Below are 17,068 nucleotides of genomic sequence, written 5' to 3'. Positions count from 1 at the left end.
AAGCTGCCAGTTTTCCCCGATGACAGACATTTCGCTGATCGACCGCCTGCTCGACGTTATCGAGCACGATATCGTGCCGAAGACCGCTGAAGGCGTTGCCCATGGCAACAAACTCTTCGGCGCCGCCATCCTGCGGAAAGACGACCGCTCGCTGGTGATTGCCGAAACCAACAACGAGATCGAAAATCCGCTCTGGCATGGCGAAATGCACTGCCTGAAGCGATTTTACGAAATGCCAAAAGCCGAGCGCGTCGACACCAGGGATGCACTGTTCCTGGCCACGCACGAGCCCTGCTCGCTGTGCCTGTCGGCGATCACCTGGACCGGCTTCGACAATTTCTACTACCTCTTTAGCCACGAGGACTCGCGCGACAGCTTCGCCATCCCGCATGACCTGAAGATTCTCAAAGAGGTCTTCACACTCGATCCCGGCGGCTACAATGCCGAGAACGCCTACTGGAAGAGCTTTTCCATACGCCGATTGGTGCGCGCTTTGCCCGGGTCGGAACGCAGGCGGCTGGAGGCGCGCATCGGCCAAATCTCCGCCCTTTATGACGAGCTCTCCGGTACATACCAGGCGAGCAAGGCCGATAACGACATTCCGCTGAACTGACGCTTTGATCTGACGCTTATTGACCAGCCGATTTCGCCGGCTGGCCCACGACGCCTTCCAGACGGTTCCATCATGTGCCTTGCATGAAAACCGTCGCAGAATTCCCCCGCAAGGTCGTCGAATTTCCCGACATGGGCATCGTCATGCCGGATGGCTGCCGGCTGTCGGCGCGCATATGGATGCCTGAGGATGCCGGCGACAACCCGGTGCCGGCGGTCCTCGAGCATTTGCCCTACCGCAAGCGCGACGGCACCATCTTCCGCGATCAGCTGACGCATCCTTATTTCGCCGGACACGGCTATGCCTCGATCCGCGTCGACATGCGCGGCAACGGCGATTCCGAAGGGCTGATGGACGACGAATATTCCGAGCAGGAATTGCAGGACGCCTGCGACGTCATCGCCTGGGCGGCCGCGCAGCCCTGGTGCAACGGCAATGTCGGCATGATGGGCATATCCTGGGGCGGCTTCAACTGCCTGCAGGTCGCGGCAAAGCAGCCGCCGGCGCTGAAGGCGGTGATCAGCCTGTGCTCGACCGTCGACCGCTATGCCGACGACATTCACTACAAGGGCGGCTGCCTGCTGCTCGAGAATTTCGGCTGGGCCTCGACGATGCTCTCCTACTCGTCGCGGCCGCCGGATCCGGAAATCGCCGGCGGCAACCGCTGGCGCGATCTGTGGCTGAGCCGTCTGGAGAACCAGCCTTTTCTCGCGCCGCTATGGCTCAGCCACCAGCATCGCGATGCCTACTGGAAACGCGGCTCGATCTGCGAGGACTTTTCGGCCGTTAAGGCGGCAGTGCTGTCGATCGGCGGTTGGCATGACGGCTACCGCAACACGATCTCCAATCTGGTCACCAACATCCAGGCGCCGGTGAAGGGCATCGTCGGCCCCTGGATCCACAAATATCCGCATTACGCGGCACCCAATCCGGCCATCGGTTTCCTGCAGGAGGCGCTGCGCTGGTGGGACCGCTGGCTGAAGGGCGCGGCGACCGGCGTCGAGGCCGACCCGGACTACCGCGCCTATGTGATGGATAGCGTGCGTCCGGCCCGCTGGCATCCCGAACGGCCAGGCCGCTGGATTGCGGAACAGCAATGGCCCTCGCCCAACATCAAGATCAAGGCAACCGGGCTCATTCCCGAGGGCGCCGGGCCGGCAATCGTCGCCTCGCCGCAAAGTTGCGGGCTTGCCGGCGGCGAGTATTTTCCCTTCACCTTCGGTCCGGAACTGCCGGGCGACCAGCGCTCCGACGACGCGCTTTCGGTATGCTTCGACCAGGTCGAACTCGAGGAGGCGATCGACATCGTCGGCGCGCCTGAAGTCGAAGTACGGGTTGCCTCGGACCGCCGCCAGGCCAACCTCGCGGTGCGTCTCTGCGACGTGCATCCGGACGGCGCCTCGGAGCTGATCTCCTATGGCGTGCTCAACCTCACCCACCGCAACTCGCACGAGTTCCCGGAAGCGCTGGTGCCAGGCGAGACGGTCTCGGCACGCGTCGTGCTCGACCAGTGCGCCTACCGGGTGCCGGCCGGCCACCGGCTGCGGGTCGCCGTCTCGACCGCCTACTGGCCGATGATCTGGCCTTCGCCGGAGCCGGCGACGCTCGAACTGTCGGCCGCGACGCTCAAGCTGCCGCTGCGCCCGCCGGCGACGGCCGACGAGGTGTCGTTCCTCGAACCGGAAGGGGCTACGCCCTGGGCGACCGAGACGATCAGGCCGACCAATTCCGAGCGGCATATCCACCGCAACGAAAAGACCGGCGTCGTCACGCTTGCCGTAACGGACGATTTCGGCGAGGTGCGCGACCTGGAGCACGGGCTGGTCCACGGCAGCATGGTCCGGGAGACATGGGCGATCCAACCCGACGATCCGCTGTCGGCGACGGGCAGCACGAATTGGACGCAGACATTGTCGCGAAATGAATGGTCGGTGCGGACCGAGACCTTCGCCGAGATGCGCTCGGACGCGCAAGACTTCATCCTCAGCGCCAGAATCGAGGCCTATGAGGGCGAAAAACTGGTGTTCGAGCGCGATTTCAAACAGACGATTCCCCGCGCTCTCGTGTGAGCGCTGACAAGATTGGTCCAAATGCGACGCGCCATTTACGCCACGGCATGTCGCATTCGGTCTTGCTTACAGCTTTCCGTTGCGCTCATTATCCCTCACAAGAACAAGAACCGACCACATGGTCGTACCATCAGAGTGAGGAACCCATAATGACAAACGAACTCGACTATCTCAGCCGGCGCGTCGCTGCCGGAAAGCTCAGCCGCCGCGACTTCCTTGGCCGCGCCGCCGCGCTCGGCGTCACCGCGCCCTTCGCCAACTCGCTGCTTTCGAGCGCTGCCCGGGCCGCCGGCCCCGTCAAGGGCGGCACGCTGAAGGCCGGCCTGGTCGGCGGTGAATCCACCAACAGCCTCGACCCGGCCCTGATGATGACCCAGGTGCCCTTCGCCTTCGGCAAGTGCTGGGGCGAAATGATCGTCGAGCTGTCGCCCGACGGCAAGCTCGAGAACCGCATCGCCGAGGAAATCGGCTCTTCCGACGACGCCAAGGTCTGGACGCTCAAGATCCGCGACGGCATCGAATTCCACAACGGCAAGACGGTGACCGCCCAGGACGTGGCCGCCACGCTGGAGCGCCATTCGGACGAGAAGTCGAAGTCCGGCGCGCTCGGCTACATGAAGGGCATCGAGACCATCAAGGTCAACGGCAAGGAAGTGGTGCTGACCCTCAAGGAAGCCAACGCCGACCTTCCCTATCTGCTCAGCGACTATCACCTGATCGTCCAGCCGAATGGCGGCAAGGACAAACCCGACGCCGGCATCAGCGCCGGCCCTTACAAGGTCAAGGTCAACGAGCCCGGCGTGCGCCATGTCGGCGAACGCTTCGCCAACTACTGGCAGGGCGACAAGATGGGCCATGCCGACCAGGTCGAAGTCGTCGTCATCAACGACGCGACGGCGCGCACGGCGGCCCTGCAGGGCGGTCAGGTCAACATGATCAACCGCGTCGAGCCGAAGATCGTCGACCTGATCAAGCGCGTGCGGGGCGTCACCATCCGCAACCACTCCGGTCCCGGCCACTACGTGTTCATCATGCATTGCAACACGGCGCCGTTCGACAACAACGACCTCAGGATGGCGCTGAAGCTGGCGATCAACCGCGAAGAGATGCTGAACAAGGTGCTGCGCGGCTACGGCTCGCTCGGCAACGACTTCCCGATCAACGCCTCCTACCCGCTGTTCACAGAGATCGAGCAGCGCAAATACGATCCCGACAAGGCCAAGTTCCACTACAAGAAGTCGGGTCACGACGGCGCCGTGCTGCTCAGGACGTCGGACGTCGCCTTCCCCGGCGCGGTCGATGCCGCGCAGCTCTATCAGCAGAGCGCGGCCAAGGCCGGCATCAAGCTGGAAATCAAGCGCGAGCCCGGCGACGGCTACTGGAACGAAGTCTGGAACAAGCAGCCCTTCTGCGCTTCCTATTGGGGCGGCCGCTCGACGCAGGACCAAATGTACTCGACCGCCTACCTGTCGAGCGCCGACTGGAACGACACGCGGTTCAAGCGGCCGGACTTCGACAAGATGGTGCTGGCGGCGCGCGCCGAGCTCGACGAGGCCAAGCGCAAGCAGATGTACCATGACATGGCTGTGATGGTGCGTGACGAGGGCGGCTTGATCCTGCCGATGTTCAACCAGTTCATCGACGCAACTGGTCCCAAGGTCGGTGGCTGGGTGGACGATCCGCATCAGGAGCTGATGAACGGCTACGCCTTGGCGAAGTGCTGGATGGAAGCCTAAGGTCCGGCCTTGCGGAGATGTCCTCACCCGTCGTGAAACTGGTGGCCCAGCGCGTTGCGCTGGGCATCCTCCTTCTGCTGGCCGTTTCGGTCCTGATCTTCGCCGGCACGCAGATCCTGCCCGGCGACGTCGCCCAAGCCATCCTCGGACAATCGGCGACGCCGGAGTCGCTCGCCAATCTGCGCGAACAGCTCGGACTCAATCAGCCTGCCTATATCCGCTACTTCCACTGGCTGGGCGGCGTGCTCACCGGCGATCTCGGCACGGCGATGTCGAGCGGGCAGGACATCGCGACATCGATCAAGGAACGGCTGTGGAACACCTTGTTCCTGGCCTTCTGGGCGGCAATCGTGGCCATTCCGCTGGCGATCACGCTTGGCCTGATCGCGGTGCGCTACCGCAATGGCTGGGTCGACAAGATGATCTCCGGCGTGGCGCTCGCCTCGACCTCGTTCCCGGAATTCTTCATCGGCTACCTGCTGGTCTTCTACTTCGCGGTCGAGCATCAATGGTTTCCCGCCATCTCGACCGTCTATGACGGAATGTCGTTAGGCGAGCGCTTGCAGGCGATCGCGCTGCCGGCGGCGGCGCTGACGCTGGTGGTGCTGGCCCACATGATGCGCATGACGCGAGCGGCCATCCTCAACGTCATGCAATCGGCCTATGTCGAGACGGCGGAACTCAAGGGGCTTTCGGCTTTCGCGGTCATCCGCAAGCATGCCTTCCCGAACGCGATCGCGCCGATCATCAATGTCGTCATGCTGAACCTCGCCTATCTCGTGGTCGGCGTCGTCGTGGTCGAGGTGATCTTCGTCTATCCGGGCATGGGGCAATATCTCGTCGACCATGTCACCAAGCGTGACGTTCCCGTCGTCCAGGCGGTCGGCCTGATCTTTGCGGCCGTCTATATCGCCCTCAACATCATCGCGGACATTGCGGCGATCGTCGCCAATCCGCGGCTCAGGCATCCGAAGTAGGGGGCGCCGGTATGCTCGATATCAGACGCACTCCTGTCGCGGCGCTGATCGGCATTGTGCTGACGACGCTGTTCGTGCTGGCGGCGGTCTTGGCGCCATGGATCGCCCCGCACGGCAATGCCGAGATCGTCAGCGACGTCCCTTGGGAACCGATGTCATCGGTGCACCTGTTGGGCACCGACAATCTCGGCCGCGATCTCCTGTCCCGCATGATCTATGGCGCCCGCATCACGCTGTTCATCGCCGTGCTGGCCACCGCGCTGTCCTTTTCGCTCGGCGCCATTCTGGGCTTTTCGGCGGCGGTGTTCGGCGGCTGGTTCGACACGATGCTGTCGCGCCTCGTCGACCTGCTGATGTCGATCCCGACGCTGATCATGGGCCTGGTCGTCCTGTCGGTGCTGCCGTCCAACCTGGTGACGCTGATCCTGGTGATGGGCATCCTCGATTCGACCCGCGTCTACCGCTTGTCGCGCGCGGTGGCGGTCGACATCAACGTCATGGACTATGTCGAGGCCGCGAAACTGCGCGGCGAAGGCAGCGGCTGGATCATTTTCCGCGAGATTCTGCCGAACGCGCTGTCGCCGCTGGTCTCGGAACTCGGCCTGCGCTTCATCTATGCGGTGCTTTTCCTGTCGACGCTCTCCTTCCTCGGCCTCGGAGTGCAGCCGCCGGACGCCGACTGGGGCGGCATGGTGAAGGAGAACAAGGACGGCATCGTCTTCGGCATCCCGGCGGCGCTCATCCCGGCGGCAGCGATCGCGGCTCTGGCGATCTCGGTCAATCTTGTCGCCGACTGGGTGCTCAACCGCACGACCAGCCTGAAGGGAGGGCGCGGGTGATGGCTGACAGCAAAGCAAATTCCGGCCGACTCCTCGACATCCGCAATCTGCGCATCGAGGCGACCGTCTACCCGCCCGGCGAGGCGCCGAAGACCATCACCCTTGTCCATGATGTCTCGCTGACGCTGGAGAAGGGCAAGGTGCTCGGCTTGATCGGCGAATCCGGCGCCGGCAAGTCGACGATCGGCCTGTCCTCCATGGGCTATGGCCGAGGCGGCGTGCGCATTACCGGCGGCGAGGTGATCCTCAACGGCCGCGATATACTGAAGGGCGGCAAGGAGGGCTTGCGCAAGCTGCGCGGCCGCGAAGTGTGCTATGTTGCCCAGTCGGCGGCGGCGGCCTTCAATCCGGCGCACCGGCTGATGGACCAGGTGGTGGAGGCGACGCTTCTGCACGGCACGGCAACCCGGGCCGAGGCCGAGAAGCGAGCCGTCGCGCTGTTCAAGAAGCTCAGCCTGCCCAATCCGGAAACGATCGGTGAGCGCTTCCCGCACCAGGTCTCCGGCGGCCAGTTGCAGCGCGTCATGACGGCGATGGCGCTTTGCTCCGAGCCCGACCTGATCGTCTTCGACGAGCCGACCACGGCGCTCGACGTGACGACGCAGATCGATGTGCTGGCGGCGATCAAGGACGCAATCCGCGATACCCATGTGGCGGCTTTATACATCACCCACGACCTCGCCGTGGTGGCGCAAGTAGCGGACGAGATCATGGTGCTGCGCCATGGCCGGCTGGTCGAATGGGGCGGTACCCGCCAGATCATCAAGGAGCCGCGCCAGGAATACACCAACGCGCTGGTCTCGGTGCATGAGATCGAGCACAACGAACAGCAGCCCGGCACCACACCAATGCTGTCGGTGAAGAACGTGACGGCCGCCTATGGCGGCGGTCTCGTCAAGGTGCTGAAGAACGTCTCGGTCGACATCTACCCGGGCCAGACGCTAGCCGTCGTCGGCGAGAGCGGTTCCGGCAAATCGACGCTGGCGCGCGCCATCACCGGCCTCCTGCCGCCCGAGCAGGGCAGCGTCTTCTTCGACGGCCGAACGCTTGGCAACAGGCTCGCCGACCGGCCGAAGGAGGATCTGCGCCAGCTGCAGATGATCTACCAGATGGCCGATGTCGCGATGAACCCGCGCCAGACCGTGGGAACGATCATCGGCCGGCCGCTCGAGTTCTATTTCGGCATAAGAGGCCGCGAGCGCGACAAGCGCGTCGCCGAGCTGCTCGACCAGATCGAGATGGGCAAGGGCTTCATCGACCGCTATCCGGCCGAGCTTTCCGGCGGCCAGAAGCAGCGCGTCTGCATCGCCCGTTCGCTCGCCGCCAAGCCGAAGCTGATCATCTGCGACGAGGTGACCTCGGCGCTCGATCCGCTGGTCGCCCACGGCATCCTCAAGCTGCTGCTCAACCTGCAGCAGATCGAGAAAGTGGCCTATCTCTTCATCACCCACGATCTCGCGACAGTGAAGTCGATCGCCGATTCGATCGCGGTCATGTATCGCGGCGAGGTCGTTCGCTACGGCTCCAAGAGCAAGGTGCTGGCGCCGCCCTTCGATGCCTATACCGACCTTCTCTTGTCCTCCGTCCCCGAAATGGAGATCGGCTGGCTGGAGAAGGCGATTGCCGGCCGGCGCATGGAAAGCGCCGGCAACTAAGCTGGCTAGCTCTTCGCTGCACTTCTCGGACTTGGCCGGACCGGTCAAGCCCGCCGATCTCTCCCGCCAGACCGCATGGAATTGCCCGTGGCGCTTAAATCCAAATTGCTGCTCATCATCCTTGACGGCGTGCCCTACCGGAACTGGCGCCGGCTCATGGGCAATCTCGAAGGCTGGGTACAGTCTGGTGAGGCGCAAGTTTGGAGAATGCGCTCCGTGCTGCCGTCAACATCGGCCTGCTGCTACGCCTCGATCCATACCGGGGTCACGCCGCAGGTTCATGGCATCCTCTCCAACGAGAACCGGTTCCGGGTCAGGCAGCCCGATATCTTCTCGGAGGTCAGCAAGGCCGGCGGCAGGACCGGGGCGGTGACGCATTCCTACTGGTCGGAATTCTTCCGCTCCTATCCATTCGATCTCGTCGAGGACATGGAATTCGACGAGCCTGGCGGGCCGATCACGCATGGCCGCTTCCACACCATGACCGGCTACAATCTCAAGAACCAGATGACGCCGAGCGATGTCGACCTGTTCGCGACATTGACCATGCTCACCCGCCGCCACGGCATCGACTACGGCGTCCTGCACAGCTGCACGCTGGACTCGATGGGCCATCGCTTCGGCCACGACTGCCACGAGATGGATCATGCCTGCTACGCGATGGACGGTATGCTCGCCGCCTTCCTGCCCGGCTGGCGCGAAGCCGGCTATGAAGTCATCGTCACCGCCGATCACGGCCAGACGGACCGCGGCCATCACGGCGGGCATGACGACGAGATGCAGGATTTCGCGCTCTACTATTTCGGGCCGGCGAAGGGTCCAGAAGCCGACGCGCTGCTCGACCAGCTGCAGCTCGCGCCGACGGTGCTGAGCCGGCTCGGCGTGGAGGTGCCGGCGACGATGAAGGGGAAGGTGTTTTTGATTTAGCTTCCCCTTCTCCCCTTGTGGGAGAAGGTGTCGCCAAAGGCGACGAATGAGGGGTGTTTCAGTGAACGCCAACGTCTCACTCCGCTGGAACACCCCTCAACCCGTCTCGGCGCTCCGCGCCGATCTACCTTCTCCCCCAAGGGGAGAAGGGGGCGCCACCTCTGGCAACGCTCATCTTCTTCGGTTAGCTTCCGAAAATTCCCTGGCGGAGGATGAACCTTTTTGGACCGACCAGCGACAGAGCCACGAGGAGCCAGGCGGCTCGACCGGCCATGAACGCGGCGACCGAAACCGATCGCGCGCTTGTAGACCGGGTCGCGAAGGGCGACCGGGCCGCCGTGCGGCTCCTGTTCATGCGTCACCACGCGCGGATCTACCGTTTCGTGGCGCGCCAGACGGGATCGGAAATGATGGCCGACGATATCACCAACGAGGTCTTTCTCGAGCTGTGGCGCCAAGCGCCGAGCTTCGAAGGCCGCTCCGAAGTCTCGACCTGGCTGCTCGGCATCGCCCGCTTCAAGGCACTGTCCTTGCTGCGCAAGAAGAAGGAAGACTGGATCGACGACGATGACGCGGCGCAGGTTCCCGACAGCGCCGACACGCCGGAAGTGGTCACCATGAAGGAAGACAAGGCCGCCGCCTTGCGCCGCTTTGTCGATGCCTTGCCGGAGGAACACCGCACGGTGATCGACCTTGCCTATTACCATGGCCAGTCGGTGACCGAGATCGGCGAGGTGCTCAACATCCCGGTTGCCACTGTCAAGACCAGGATGTTCTACGCCCGCAAGAAACTCGGCGAGGCCCTCAAGGCGGCCGGTTACGACAGGGGGTGGCCATGAGCGCCGCTGAAAAGATGTCGCGCCGCGACGAGATGGAGACGTTGCTGCCGTTTTACCTCAACGGTTCGCTGGAAGGCGCAGAACTCGAAGCCGTCGAGGAATGGCTGGCCTCCGATCCTGCGGCGATGGCCGCGCTCGGCGAGGCGGAAGCCGAATTCTCCGGCACCGCCGCCGCCAACGAAGCGATCCGACCGCCGGCCGACGCGCTCTCCCGCTTTGCAAGGGCGCTCGACGCCGAGGCCGGTCCGGCGCGAGCGCCCCCCGGCCAGTCATGGCTGGCGAAGGTCTTCGGCCGGGTCACGGCAATCCCCTCGGGCGTCGCCTGGGCGGCGGCCGCGGCGCTGCTTGCGCTGGTCGTGGCGCAGTCTTTCGAGCGGCCGGGCGGCAAGGGCAACGACTTTGAAATCGCCGGCGCTCAGGATGATCTGGCAAACCTGCCCTTCGCCCTGGTCAAGTTCAAGCCGGATGCCAGGATGTCGGACATCGCCGCCTTCCTTGGGCAGAACGGGCTGAAGATCGCCGGCGGGCCGACCGCCGACGATGTGTTTCACGTGACAATCCCGGCCAGCACGGCGGCCGACTACGACAAGCTCGTCGGCCTTATTGCCGCCCAGCCTTTCGCGGAAGCTGTGGTGCAGGGAAGGAAACCGGTCGATGGCGGCTAAGGCGGTCGTTCTTCATGCGGCAATCCTCGCGGCGACATTTGTAGGCGCTCCCGCCGTGGCGCAGACCAACGATCCGAACCTCTCGCAAAAGCAGATCGACTGCCTCAACCGGACGACGGCGGCCGGCGCTGACTGCGACGAGGACGGCGTCAGGAATGGCGGCGGGAAATCCGGCGCGGGCAATGCCGCCGTTGGCGCTGTGTTCCTGCCGGCGCTGATCGTCGACCTGTTCCCGAATCCGCCGGCACGGCCGACGCCTGCGCCAACGCAGCCGGCGCCTCCAAAGAGTCCAACAAGCACAGCGGCGCCCGCTCCGCCGCCAAGCGGCCCCATCACATCGCCTACCGGGCTCAATGTCGTCGCGCCGCCGCGTGCGGTCAGTGGCGAGTTCGTGCCCGACGAGGTGCTGGTGACGGTCGCCGGCGATGCCGGCGCGGTGCAGCAGATCGCCACCACCTTCGGCCTTCAGGTGCGCTCGCAGCGCCAGTCGCGGCTGCTCGGCACAACGCTGGTGCGCTACGGCATTCCGGACGGACGGCCGGTCGGCGTCGTGCTGGCGCAGCTTGCCGCCGACGGGCGCACGCAGCGGCGTGAGCCCAACCACATCTATTCGCTGCAGCAGGCCGCCGGCATCGTGAACTATGCCTTCGAGCGCATCGCGCTCGATTCGAAACAGGCGAGCGGCGAGAACGTGCGCGTCGCCGTCATCGACACCGGCATCGACGATACCAACCCAGCGCTAAAAGGCGTGATCGCCGGCCAGTTCGACGCCATGCCGAACGTGCCGATCAAGAAGCGCGACCACGGCACCTCCGTCGACGGGCTGATCGCCGGCGTCGGCGCGCTGGAAGGCATCGCGCCGGGCGCCAAGATCTATCACGCACGAGCCTTCGAAGGCGGCAAGTCGAGTATGGACGTCATCCTGTCGGCGCTCGACTGGGCGGCGGAACAGGACGTGCGCATCATCAATATGAGCTTCGTCGGGCCGAAGAACGACCTGCTCGGCACCGCCTGCCGCAATGCGCGCGCGCTCGGCATGGTGCTGGTCGCAGCGGCCGGCAACAACGGGCCGAAGGCGCCTTACGGCTATCCGGCAGCCTTCGACGGCGTCATCGCGGTCACCGCGACCGACGCCAAGGACGGGCTGATGCCGCAAGCCAATCGCGGCGCCTATGTCTTCCTCTCGGCGCCGGGCGTTGAGATGGTTGCGCCGAGCGGCACCGGCTCGGACGTGGTGACCGGCACCTCCTTCGCCGCCGCGATCGTCTCAGGCGCGATCGCCAACCTGATCCATGCCGCGCCCGACCGCTCGGCCGATGAGATCGAGAAGGCGCTGGCGGCCACGGCCAAGGATCTCGGCCCGAAGGGGCGGGACAATGACTTCGGCTATGGGCTGTTGGATATAAAAGCAGCTGGGGCTGCGAAGAAATAGGCTCCCGAAAATCTGTGGCGCCGGCGGGACAGCACCCCCCTCTGGCCTGCCGGCCATCTCCCCCGCAAGGGGGGAGATCAGCAGTTTCAGCGCCGACCCCGCTCCTCAAAGTCGAGTATTGGCGAATACGGCTGCGACGTCCAATCTCCCCCCTTGCGGGGGAGATGTCCGGCAGGACAGAGGGGGGTGCGACGGAACTCAACGCGTCTCGTCTGTCGGAACACGATCCCTACACCGGCGCGCCGGCCACCGACCCCCGCACCACCAGATCGACCGGCCAGACCTCGCCGCGCGCGCCCTCTTCCAGCCCTGATATGCGCGCCGCCAGCCGCTCGGCCACGCGCGCGCCGGCAAGGCGGATCGAGGAGCGCGTGGTCGACAGCGGCACCGGGAAATTCTCCGGCCGCAGCCAGGGAAAGACGTCGTCATGGGCGACCAGCGACAGATCGCCCGGAATGGTCAGGCCGAGATCGCGCACGGCGCGGACGACGCCGAGCGCCATGATGAGACTGGAGCAGACGATCGCCGTCGGGGCTCCGCTTTCTTCGAGCAGGCGGCGGGCGGCGCGATAGCCATTTTCCTCGGTCATGGTCGTGGAACAGATGTGGCGCTCGCCCAGTGTCAGTCCGCTGGCGGCAAGCGCCCGGCGCACGCCGCGCTCGCGATGGATGGCGAAGGTCTCGCGGTCATCGCCGTTGATCAGCGCCAGCCGCTTGTGGCCGAGCTGGACGAGAAGCCTGGCCGCTTCGTGGAAGGCGCCCTCGTTGTCGATATCGAGATAGGGATAGTCGAACTCAAAGCCCTCGCTGCGGCCATGGACGATGAAGGGGATGCCCAGCGTGTTGACCAGCGCCAGCCGCCGGTCGGCCGGGCGTGGCGAGGAAATGTAGACGGCGTCGACCTGCCGGTTGGCGACGATGCGCCGATAGGTCGTCTCCTGGTCGTCGGCGTCGGCCGGCGAGAGCACCAGATCGAGCTCGTGCGAGCGGGCATAGTCGCCGAGACCCGAAAGAAACTCGACGAAATGCGGATCGATGTCGACGGCGTTGCCGGTCGGCAGCACATAGCCGATCATTCCCGATTTGCCGGTGGCCAGCCGCCTCGCGCTGGGGTTCGGCCGGTAGCCGTGGCGCTTAGCGGCATCCATCACGCGACGCCGCGTCTCCTCGCTGACCTCCGGGTAGCCGTTCAGCGCCCGGCTTACCGTGGTTTGCGAAAGCGACAGCATGTGCGAGAGTTGCTTGAGGTTCATCGAGGCCTCCAGCCTCAAAGCGCTTTCAATTTGAATCGATCCGAGGATCGCTGGCACCGTCGTCGGAACGTCATGACCTTAGGGGCCGCCACAGGCAGTTTGAAGCCGAAATTGCTGCTGCAGCGCCAAAAAAGCTTGCTGCATTGCACTTTTTCCTTCACTCGCAAGCGGGTTTAAATCGATTAGCACGGCCGACCTCTTGACTTCCGCATGATTCAATGGCGAGATCAGCTTTAGCCAAAGCGCTTTGGAAGACTCTTCGAAAGGTTGCGGTTGCCTTCTCGCTGAGTCACAGTTCCGTGGGCGTCGGCGGACGAGATGGAGGTTTCGTCCGAACTGTCTCAACACTGGGAGGACTGCCATGAAGAAAATGCTTCTCTTGGGTGCTGCGTTCGCTGCGCTCACCCTTGGCCTGCCGGCACATGCCGAACTGAAATTCAAGCCGGGCGAGGATTCGAAGTTTCATTGGGCGAATTACGACGATCTCAAAAAGGTCGACCTCAAGGGCGAAACGCTGACCATCTTCGGTCCGTGGCGCGGCGAGGACGAGACGCTCGTGCGTTCGGTGCTCGACTATTTCTCCGAGGCGACGGGAGCGGAGGTCAAATACTCCTCGTCCGAGAATTATGAGCAGCAGATCGTCATCGACACACAGGCCGGCAGCCCGCCCAACATCGCCATCCTGCCACAGCCGGGACTGATCCAGGATCTCGCTTCCAAGGGTGTGCTGACCCCGCTGGGCGACGACGTCGCCGCCTGGATCAAGGAAAATTATGCCGCCGGCGACTCCTGGGCCAAGCTCGGCACCTATACGGGCAAGGACGGCAAGCCGGGCTTCTATGCCTTTCCCTACAAGATCGACGTGAAAGGTCTGGTCTGGTACTCGCCAGATAATTTCGAGGAGGCAGGCTACAAAGTTCCGAAGACTCAGGAGGAACTGGCCGATCTCGAAAAGAAGATCATTGCCGACGGCGGCAAGCCCTGGTGCATCGGCCTGGGTTCGGGCGGCGCCACCGGCTGGCCGGCGACCGACTGGGTCGAGGACATCATGCTGCGCACCCAGCCGCCGGAAGTCTACGACAAATGGGTGAAGAACGAGATTCCCTTCACCGATCCGGCCGTGGTCAACGCCCTCGACATCTTCGGCAAGATCGCAACCGACGACAAGATGGTCGACGGCGGTGCCAAGGCAGTCGCCGCAACCGACTTCCGCGACAGCCCGAAGGGCCTCTTTACGGTGCCGCCGAAGTGCTACATGCACCATCAGGCATCGTTCATTCCTTCGTTCTTCCCGGAGAATGTGAAGCTCGGCCAGGATGCGGACTTCTTCCCCTACCCGCCCTATGCCTCGAAGCCGGAACTGGGCACGCCGCTGGAAGTGGCCGGAACGCTGGTGATGATCACCAAGGATTCCAAGGCTTCGCGTGAGTTCATCAAGTTCCTCGAGATGCCGCTCGCGCACGAATTGTGGATGGCGCAGAAGAGCTTCGTCACGCCCTTCAAAGGAGCCAACAAGGACGCCTATGGCAGCGACGCGCTGAAGAAGCAGGGCGAGATCCTGGTCGGGGCCACCACGGTGCGTTTCGACGGCTCGGACCTGATGCCCGGCAAGGTCGGCGCAGGCTCCTTCTGGACCGGCATGATCGACCTGGTCGGCGGCAAGTCCGCCCAGGACGTCGCCGCCGATATCCAGAAGAGCTGGGATGCCATCAAGTAAGCAGAGAGGCCGCCGCGCGCGACCCGAGACTTTCCTCATCCTCCTACTGGATCCGGGCTACGGCCCGGGTCCGACCGGCAACGCACGCCGGAAGCCTTCGCGTTCCGAATAACTGAAAGTCGGCGCATGCGCCTGCCAGCCTTGGCCGGCCGGTCATGCCCAGGGAGAGGGACCCATGGCGGCTCAGATTTTCTCGGCCATATTCGTCATCATCATCGGCGTCGGCGGCTGTGTCGCGTATTTCTGGGGCGCCAACAAGCTGCTCGATCTCATCTTTCCGTCGCGCGGCGTCTCCGGCAGCGCCGCCGTCGACAATCTGCGCCGGCAAGGGCTGGTGCGGCCATGGCTGTTCGTCGGGCCGGCGATGATCATCCTGACCATCTATCTGATCTATCCGGTGATCGAGACGCTGCGGCTCTCTTTTCTCGACCGCGGCGGCGAGCACTTCGTCGGCCTCGCCAACTACCAATGGGCGTTCAGCGACCAGGATTTCCGCAACTCGATTTTCAACAACATCCTATGGCTGGCGGTGGTGCCGGCGGCCTGCACCTTTCTCGGCCTGATCATCGCCGTGCTCACCGACAAGATCTGGTGGGGGACGATCGCCAAGAGCCTTATCTTCCTGCCGCTGGCGATTTCTTTCGTCGGCGCCAGCGTGATCTGGAAATTCATCTACGAGTATCGCGGCGAGGGCCAGGTGCAGATCGGCCTGCTCAACGCCATCATCCAGTATTTCGGCGGCCAGCCGCAGGTCTGGATATCGCTGCCGTTCTGGAACAATTTCTTCCTGATGGTGATCCTGATCTGGATCCAGACAGGGTTCGCCATGGTGATCCTGTCGTCGGCCTTGCGCGGCATTCCGGAAGAGACGCTGGAGGCGGCCGTGATCGACGGCGCCAACCCGTTCCAGATCTTCTGGAAGATCATGGTGCCGCAGATCTGGGGGACGATCGCAGTTGTCTGGACCACCATCACCATCCTGGTGCTGAAAGTGTTCGACATCGTGCTGACCATGACCAACGGCCAATGGAACAGCCAGGTGCTCGCCAATCTGATGTTCGACTGGATGTTTCGCGGCGGCGGCGATTTCGGCCGCGGTGCCACGATCGCGATCATCATCATGATCGCGGTCATCCCGATCATGGTCTGGAACATTCGCCAGGCCAACAAAGAGACGGGAGGACACTGAGATGGCTGCGACCCGCGGAAAGTCCTTCGTCGGCCGATTCGGCGTTCATCTCGCCGTGCTGGTCTTCGTCGTCATCTGGACCATCCCGACACTCGGCATCCTCGTGTCGTCGCTGCGCGACAAGGACCAGATCATCGCGTCGGGTTGGTGGAACTCCTTCTCAAGCTCCAGCCAGACCGAGGCTGGGCGTCTGCCGGCTGCGTCCGCACAAACCCAGAAGGACGGCAAATACGTCATCGAAGGCAACGTCTTCGGCGACGGCGCCAAGCGTGCGATCAGCGCCTTCGGCACCAAGGCGGCGGCGCCGACACAATACAAGGCCGGCACGGCTGCCGATCTCGGCGATGGGGTGTCGCTGCAGGTCAACGCCGACGGCACCTTCGTGCTGTCTTCGCCGAAGCCCTTCGAAGGCGATCGCGGCCAGCGTGTCTATTATGCCTCCTCGGCGCCGCCGAAATTCACCACGGAAAACTACGAGAACGTGCTTCTGTCGCAAGGTATCGGCCGCTCCTTCATGAACTCGCTGACCGTGACCATTCCGGCGACGGTGATCCCGATCCTGATCGCGGCCTTCGCCGCCTATGCGTTGGCCTGGATGCGCTTTCCCGGAAGGGCGCTGCTGATTGCGGTGATCATCGGCCTGCTGGTGGTGCCGCTGCAGATGTCGCTGATCCCGCTGCTCAAGCTCTACAACGGCGTCGGGACCTTCTTCGGCGTGCCGTCGAAAACCTATCTCGGCATCTGGCTGGCGCATACCGGCTTCGGCCTGCCCTTCGCCATCTACCTGCTCAGAAGCTATATCGCCGGCCTGCCGCGCGAGATCATGGAATCGGCACGGATCGACGGCGCCAGCGATTTCGAGATCTTCGTCAAGATCGTGCTGCCGCTGTCCTTCCCGGTGCTTGCCTCCTTCGCCATCTTTCAATTCCTGTGGGTGTGGAACGATCTGTTGGTGGCGATGGTTTTCCTCGGCACGGCGCCCGACCAGATCGTGCTGACGGCGCAACTCAACGCGCTGCTCGGCTCGAGAGGCGGCAATTGGGAAATCCTCACGACATCGGCCTTCATCACCATCATCGTGCCGCTGATCGTGTTCTTCTCACTGCAGCGCTATTTCGTCCGCGGGCTGCTTGCCGGCTCGGTGAAAGGAGGTTGAGA

The 17,068-nt window shown here is 63.8% G+C and carries 14 protein-coding genes; 13 read left to right on the top strand and 1 reads right to left on the bottom strand.

All coding sequences use genetic code 11. From position 1 onward, the window contains the following. Positions 1 to 19 precede the first annotated feature (19 nt). From A9K66_RS13135 to A9K66_RS13090, 10 genes are all read left to right on the top strand, one after another. A complete protein-coding gene (locus A9K66_RS13135) occupies positions 20 to 613 on the top strand; it encodes a nucleoside deaminase (RefSeq protein ID WP_067324109.1) in 594 nt (197 codons plus the stop codon). An 83-nt stretch (positions 614 to 696) separates the two neighbouring features. Then, positions 697 to 2,682: a CocE/NonD family hydrolase gene (locus A9K66_RS13130; RefSeq protein WP_067324108.1), complete on the top strand. Its 1,986-nt coding sequence runs from the start codon at positions 697 to 699 to the stop codon at positions 2,680 to 2,682. A 149-nt stretch (positions 2,683 to 2,831) separates the two neighbouring features. Further along, positions 2,832 to 4,418, top strand: coding sequence for an ABC transporter substrate-binding protein (locus A9K66_RS13125; protein ID WP_067324106.1), 1,587 nt, complete (start codon positions 2,832 to 2,834; stop codon positions 4,416 to 4,418). 17 nt (positions 4,419 to 4,435) lie between these two features. Then, the gene (locus A9K66_RS13120; RefSeq protein WP_067324105.1) at positions 4,436 to 5,395 is read left to right on the top strand and encodes an ABC transporter permease; all 960 of its coding nucleotides are present in this window, start codon (positions 4,436 to 4,438) and stop codon (positions 5,393 to 5,395) included. Positions 5,396 to 5,406: 11 nt separating this feature from the next. Further along, positions 5,407 to 6,234 (top strand): ABC transporter permease, encoded by an 828-nt coding sequence (locus A9K66_RS13115; protein WP_066995982.1) that lies wholly within the window; start codon positions 5,407 to 5,409, stop codon positions 6,232 to 6,234. After that, complete coding sequence (locus A9K66_RS13110; RefSeq protein WP_067324103.1) at positions 6,234 to 7,889, top strand: ABC transporter ATP-binding protein; 1,656 nt, start codon at positions 6,234 to 6,236, stop codon at positions 7,887 to 7,889. The genes A9K66_RS13115 and A9K66_RS13110 overlap by 1 nt, the downstream gene beginning before the upstream one ends. 87 nt (positions 7,890 to 7,976) lie before the next feature. Further along, positions 7,977 to 8,816: an alkaline phosphatase family protein gene (locus A9K66_RS13105; protein WP_082953873.1), complete on the top strand. Its 840-nt coding sequence runs from the start codon at positions 7,977 to 7,979 to the stop codon at positions 8,814 to 8,816. A gap of 272 nt (positions 8,817 to 9,088) precedes the next feature. Next, on the top strand, positions 9,089 to 9,655 hold the full coding sequence (locus tag A9K66_RS13100) for a sigma-70 family RNA polymerase sigma factor (protein WP_067324697.1): 567 nt from the start codon (positions 9,089 to 9,091) through the stop codon (positions 9,653 to 9,655). Next, positions 9,652 to 10,320, top strand: a complete 669-nt coding sequence (locus tag A9K66_RS13095) for an anti-sigma factor (protein ID WP_082953845.1) — start codon at positions 9,652 to 9,654, stop codon at positions 10,318 to 10,320. The genes A9K66_RS13100 and A9K66_RS13095 overlap by 4 nt, the downstream gene beginning before the upstream one ends. Beyond that, positions 10,310 to 11,752 (top strand): S8 family serine peptidase, encoded by a 1,443-nt coding sequence (locus A9K66_RS13090; RefSeq protein ID WP_067324098.1) that lies wholly within the window; start codon positions 10,310 to 10,312, stop codon positions 11,750 to 11,752. Before A9K66_RS13095 ends, A9K66_RS13090 begins: the two co-directional genes overlap by 11 nt. A 229-nt stretch (positions 11,753 to 11,981) precedes the next feature. On the opposite strand, the gene A9K66_RS13085 is transcribed toward A9K66_RS13090, so the two are convergent. Next, positions 11,982 to 13,004, bottom strand: coding sequence for a substrate-binding domain-containing protein (locus A9K66_RS13085; RefSeq protein ID WP_067324096.1), 1,023 nt, complete (start codon positions 13,002 to 13,004; stop codon positions 11,982 to 11,984). A 361-nt stretch (positions 13,005 to 13,365) separates the two neighbouring features. Between A9K66_RS13085 and A9K66_RS13080 the strand changes: the two genes are divergently transcribed. The 3 genes from A9K66_RS13080 to A9K66_RS13070 all read left to right on the top strand — a co-directional run bounded on the left by A9K66_RS13080 (position 13,366) and on the right by A9K66_RS13070 (position 17,066). Next, entirely contained in the window at positions 13,366 to 14,721 is a 1,356-nt protein-coding gene (locus A9K66_RS13080) for an ABC transporter substrate-binding protein (protein WP_066996009.1), read from the top strand. Between the two features lie 175 nt (positions 14,722 to 14,896). Continuing rightward, positions 14,897 to 15,910: a sugar ABC transporter permease gene (locus tag A9K66_RS13075; RefSeq protein ID WP_066996012.1), complete on the top strand. Its 1,014-nt coding sequence runs from the start codon at positions 14,897 to 14,899 to the stop codon at positions 15,908 to 15,910. A 1-nt stretch (position 15,911) separates the two neighbouring features. After that, on the top strand, positions 15,912 to 17,066 hold the full coding sequence (locus A9K66_RS13070) for a carbohydrate ABC transporter permease (RefSeq protein ID WP_067324093.1): 1,155 nt from the start codon (positions 15,912 to 15,914) through the stop codon (positions 17,064 to 17,066). Positions 17,067 to 17,068 lie beyond the last annotated feature (2 nt).

Source organism: Mesorhizobium sp. AA23, assembly GCF_001672435.1.
Classification (GTDB): domain Bacteria; phylum Pseudomonadota; class Alphaproteobacteria; order Rhizobiales; family Rhizobiaceae; genus Mesorhizobium.
Note: the sequence above shows the minus strand (reverse complement) of the source record. Positions and strands in the feature narration are given on the sequence as shown.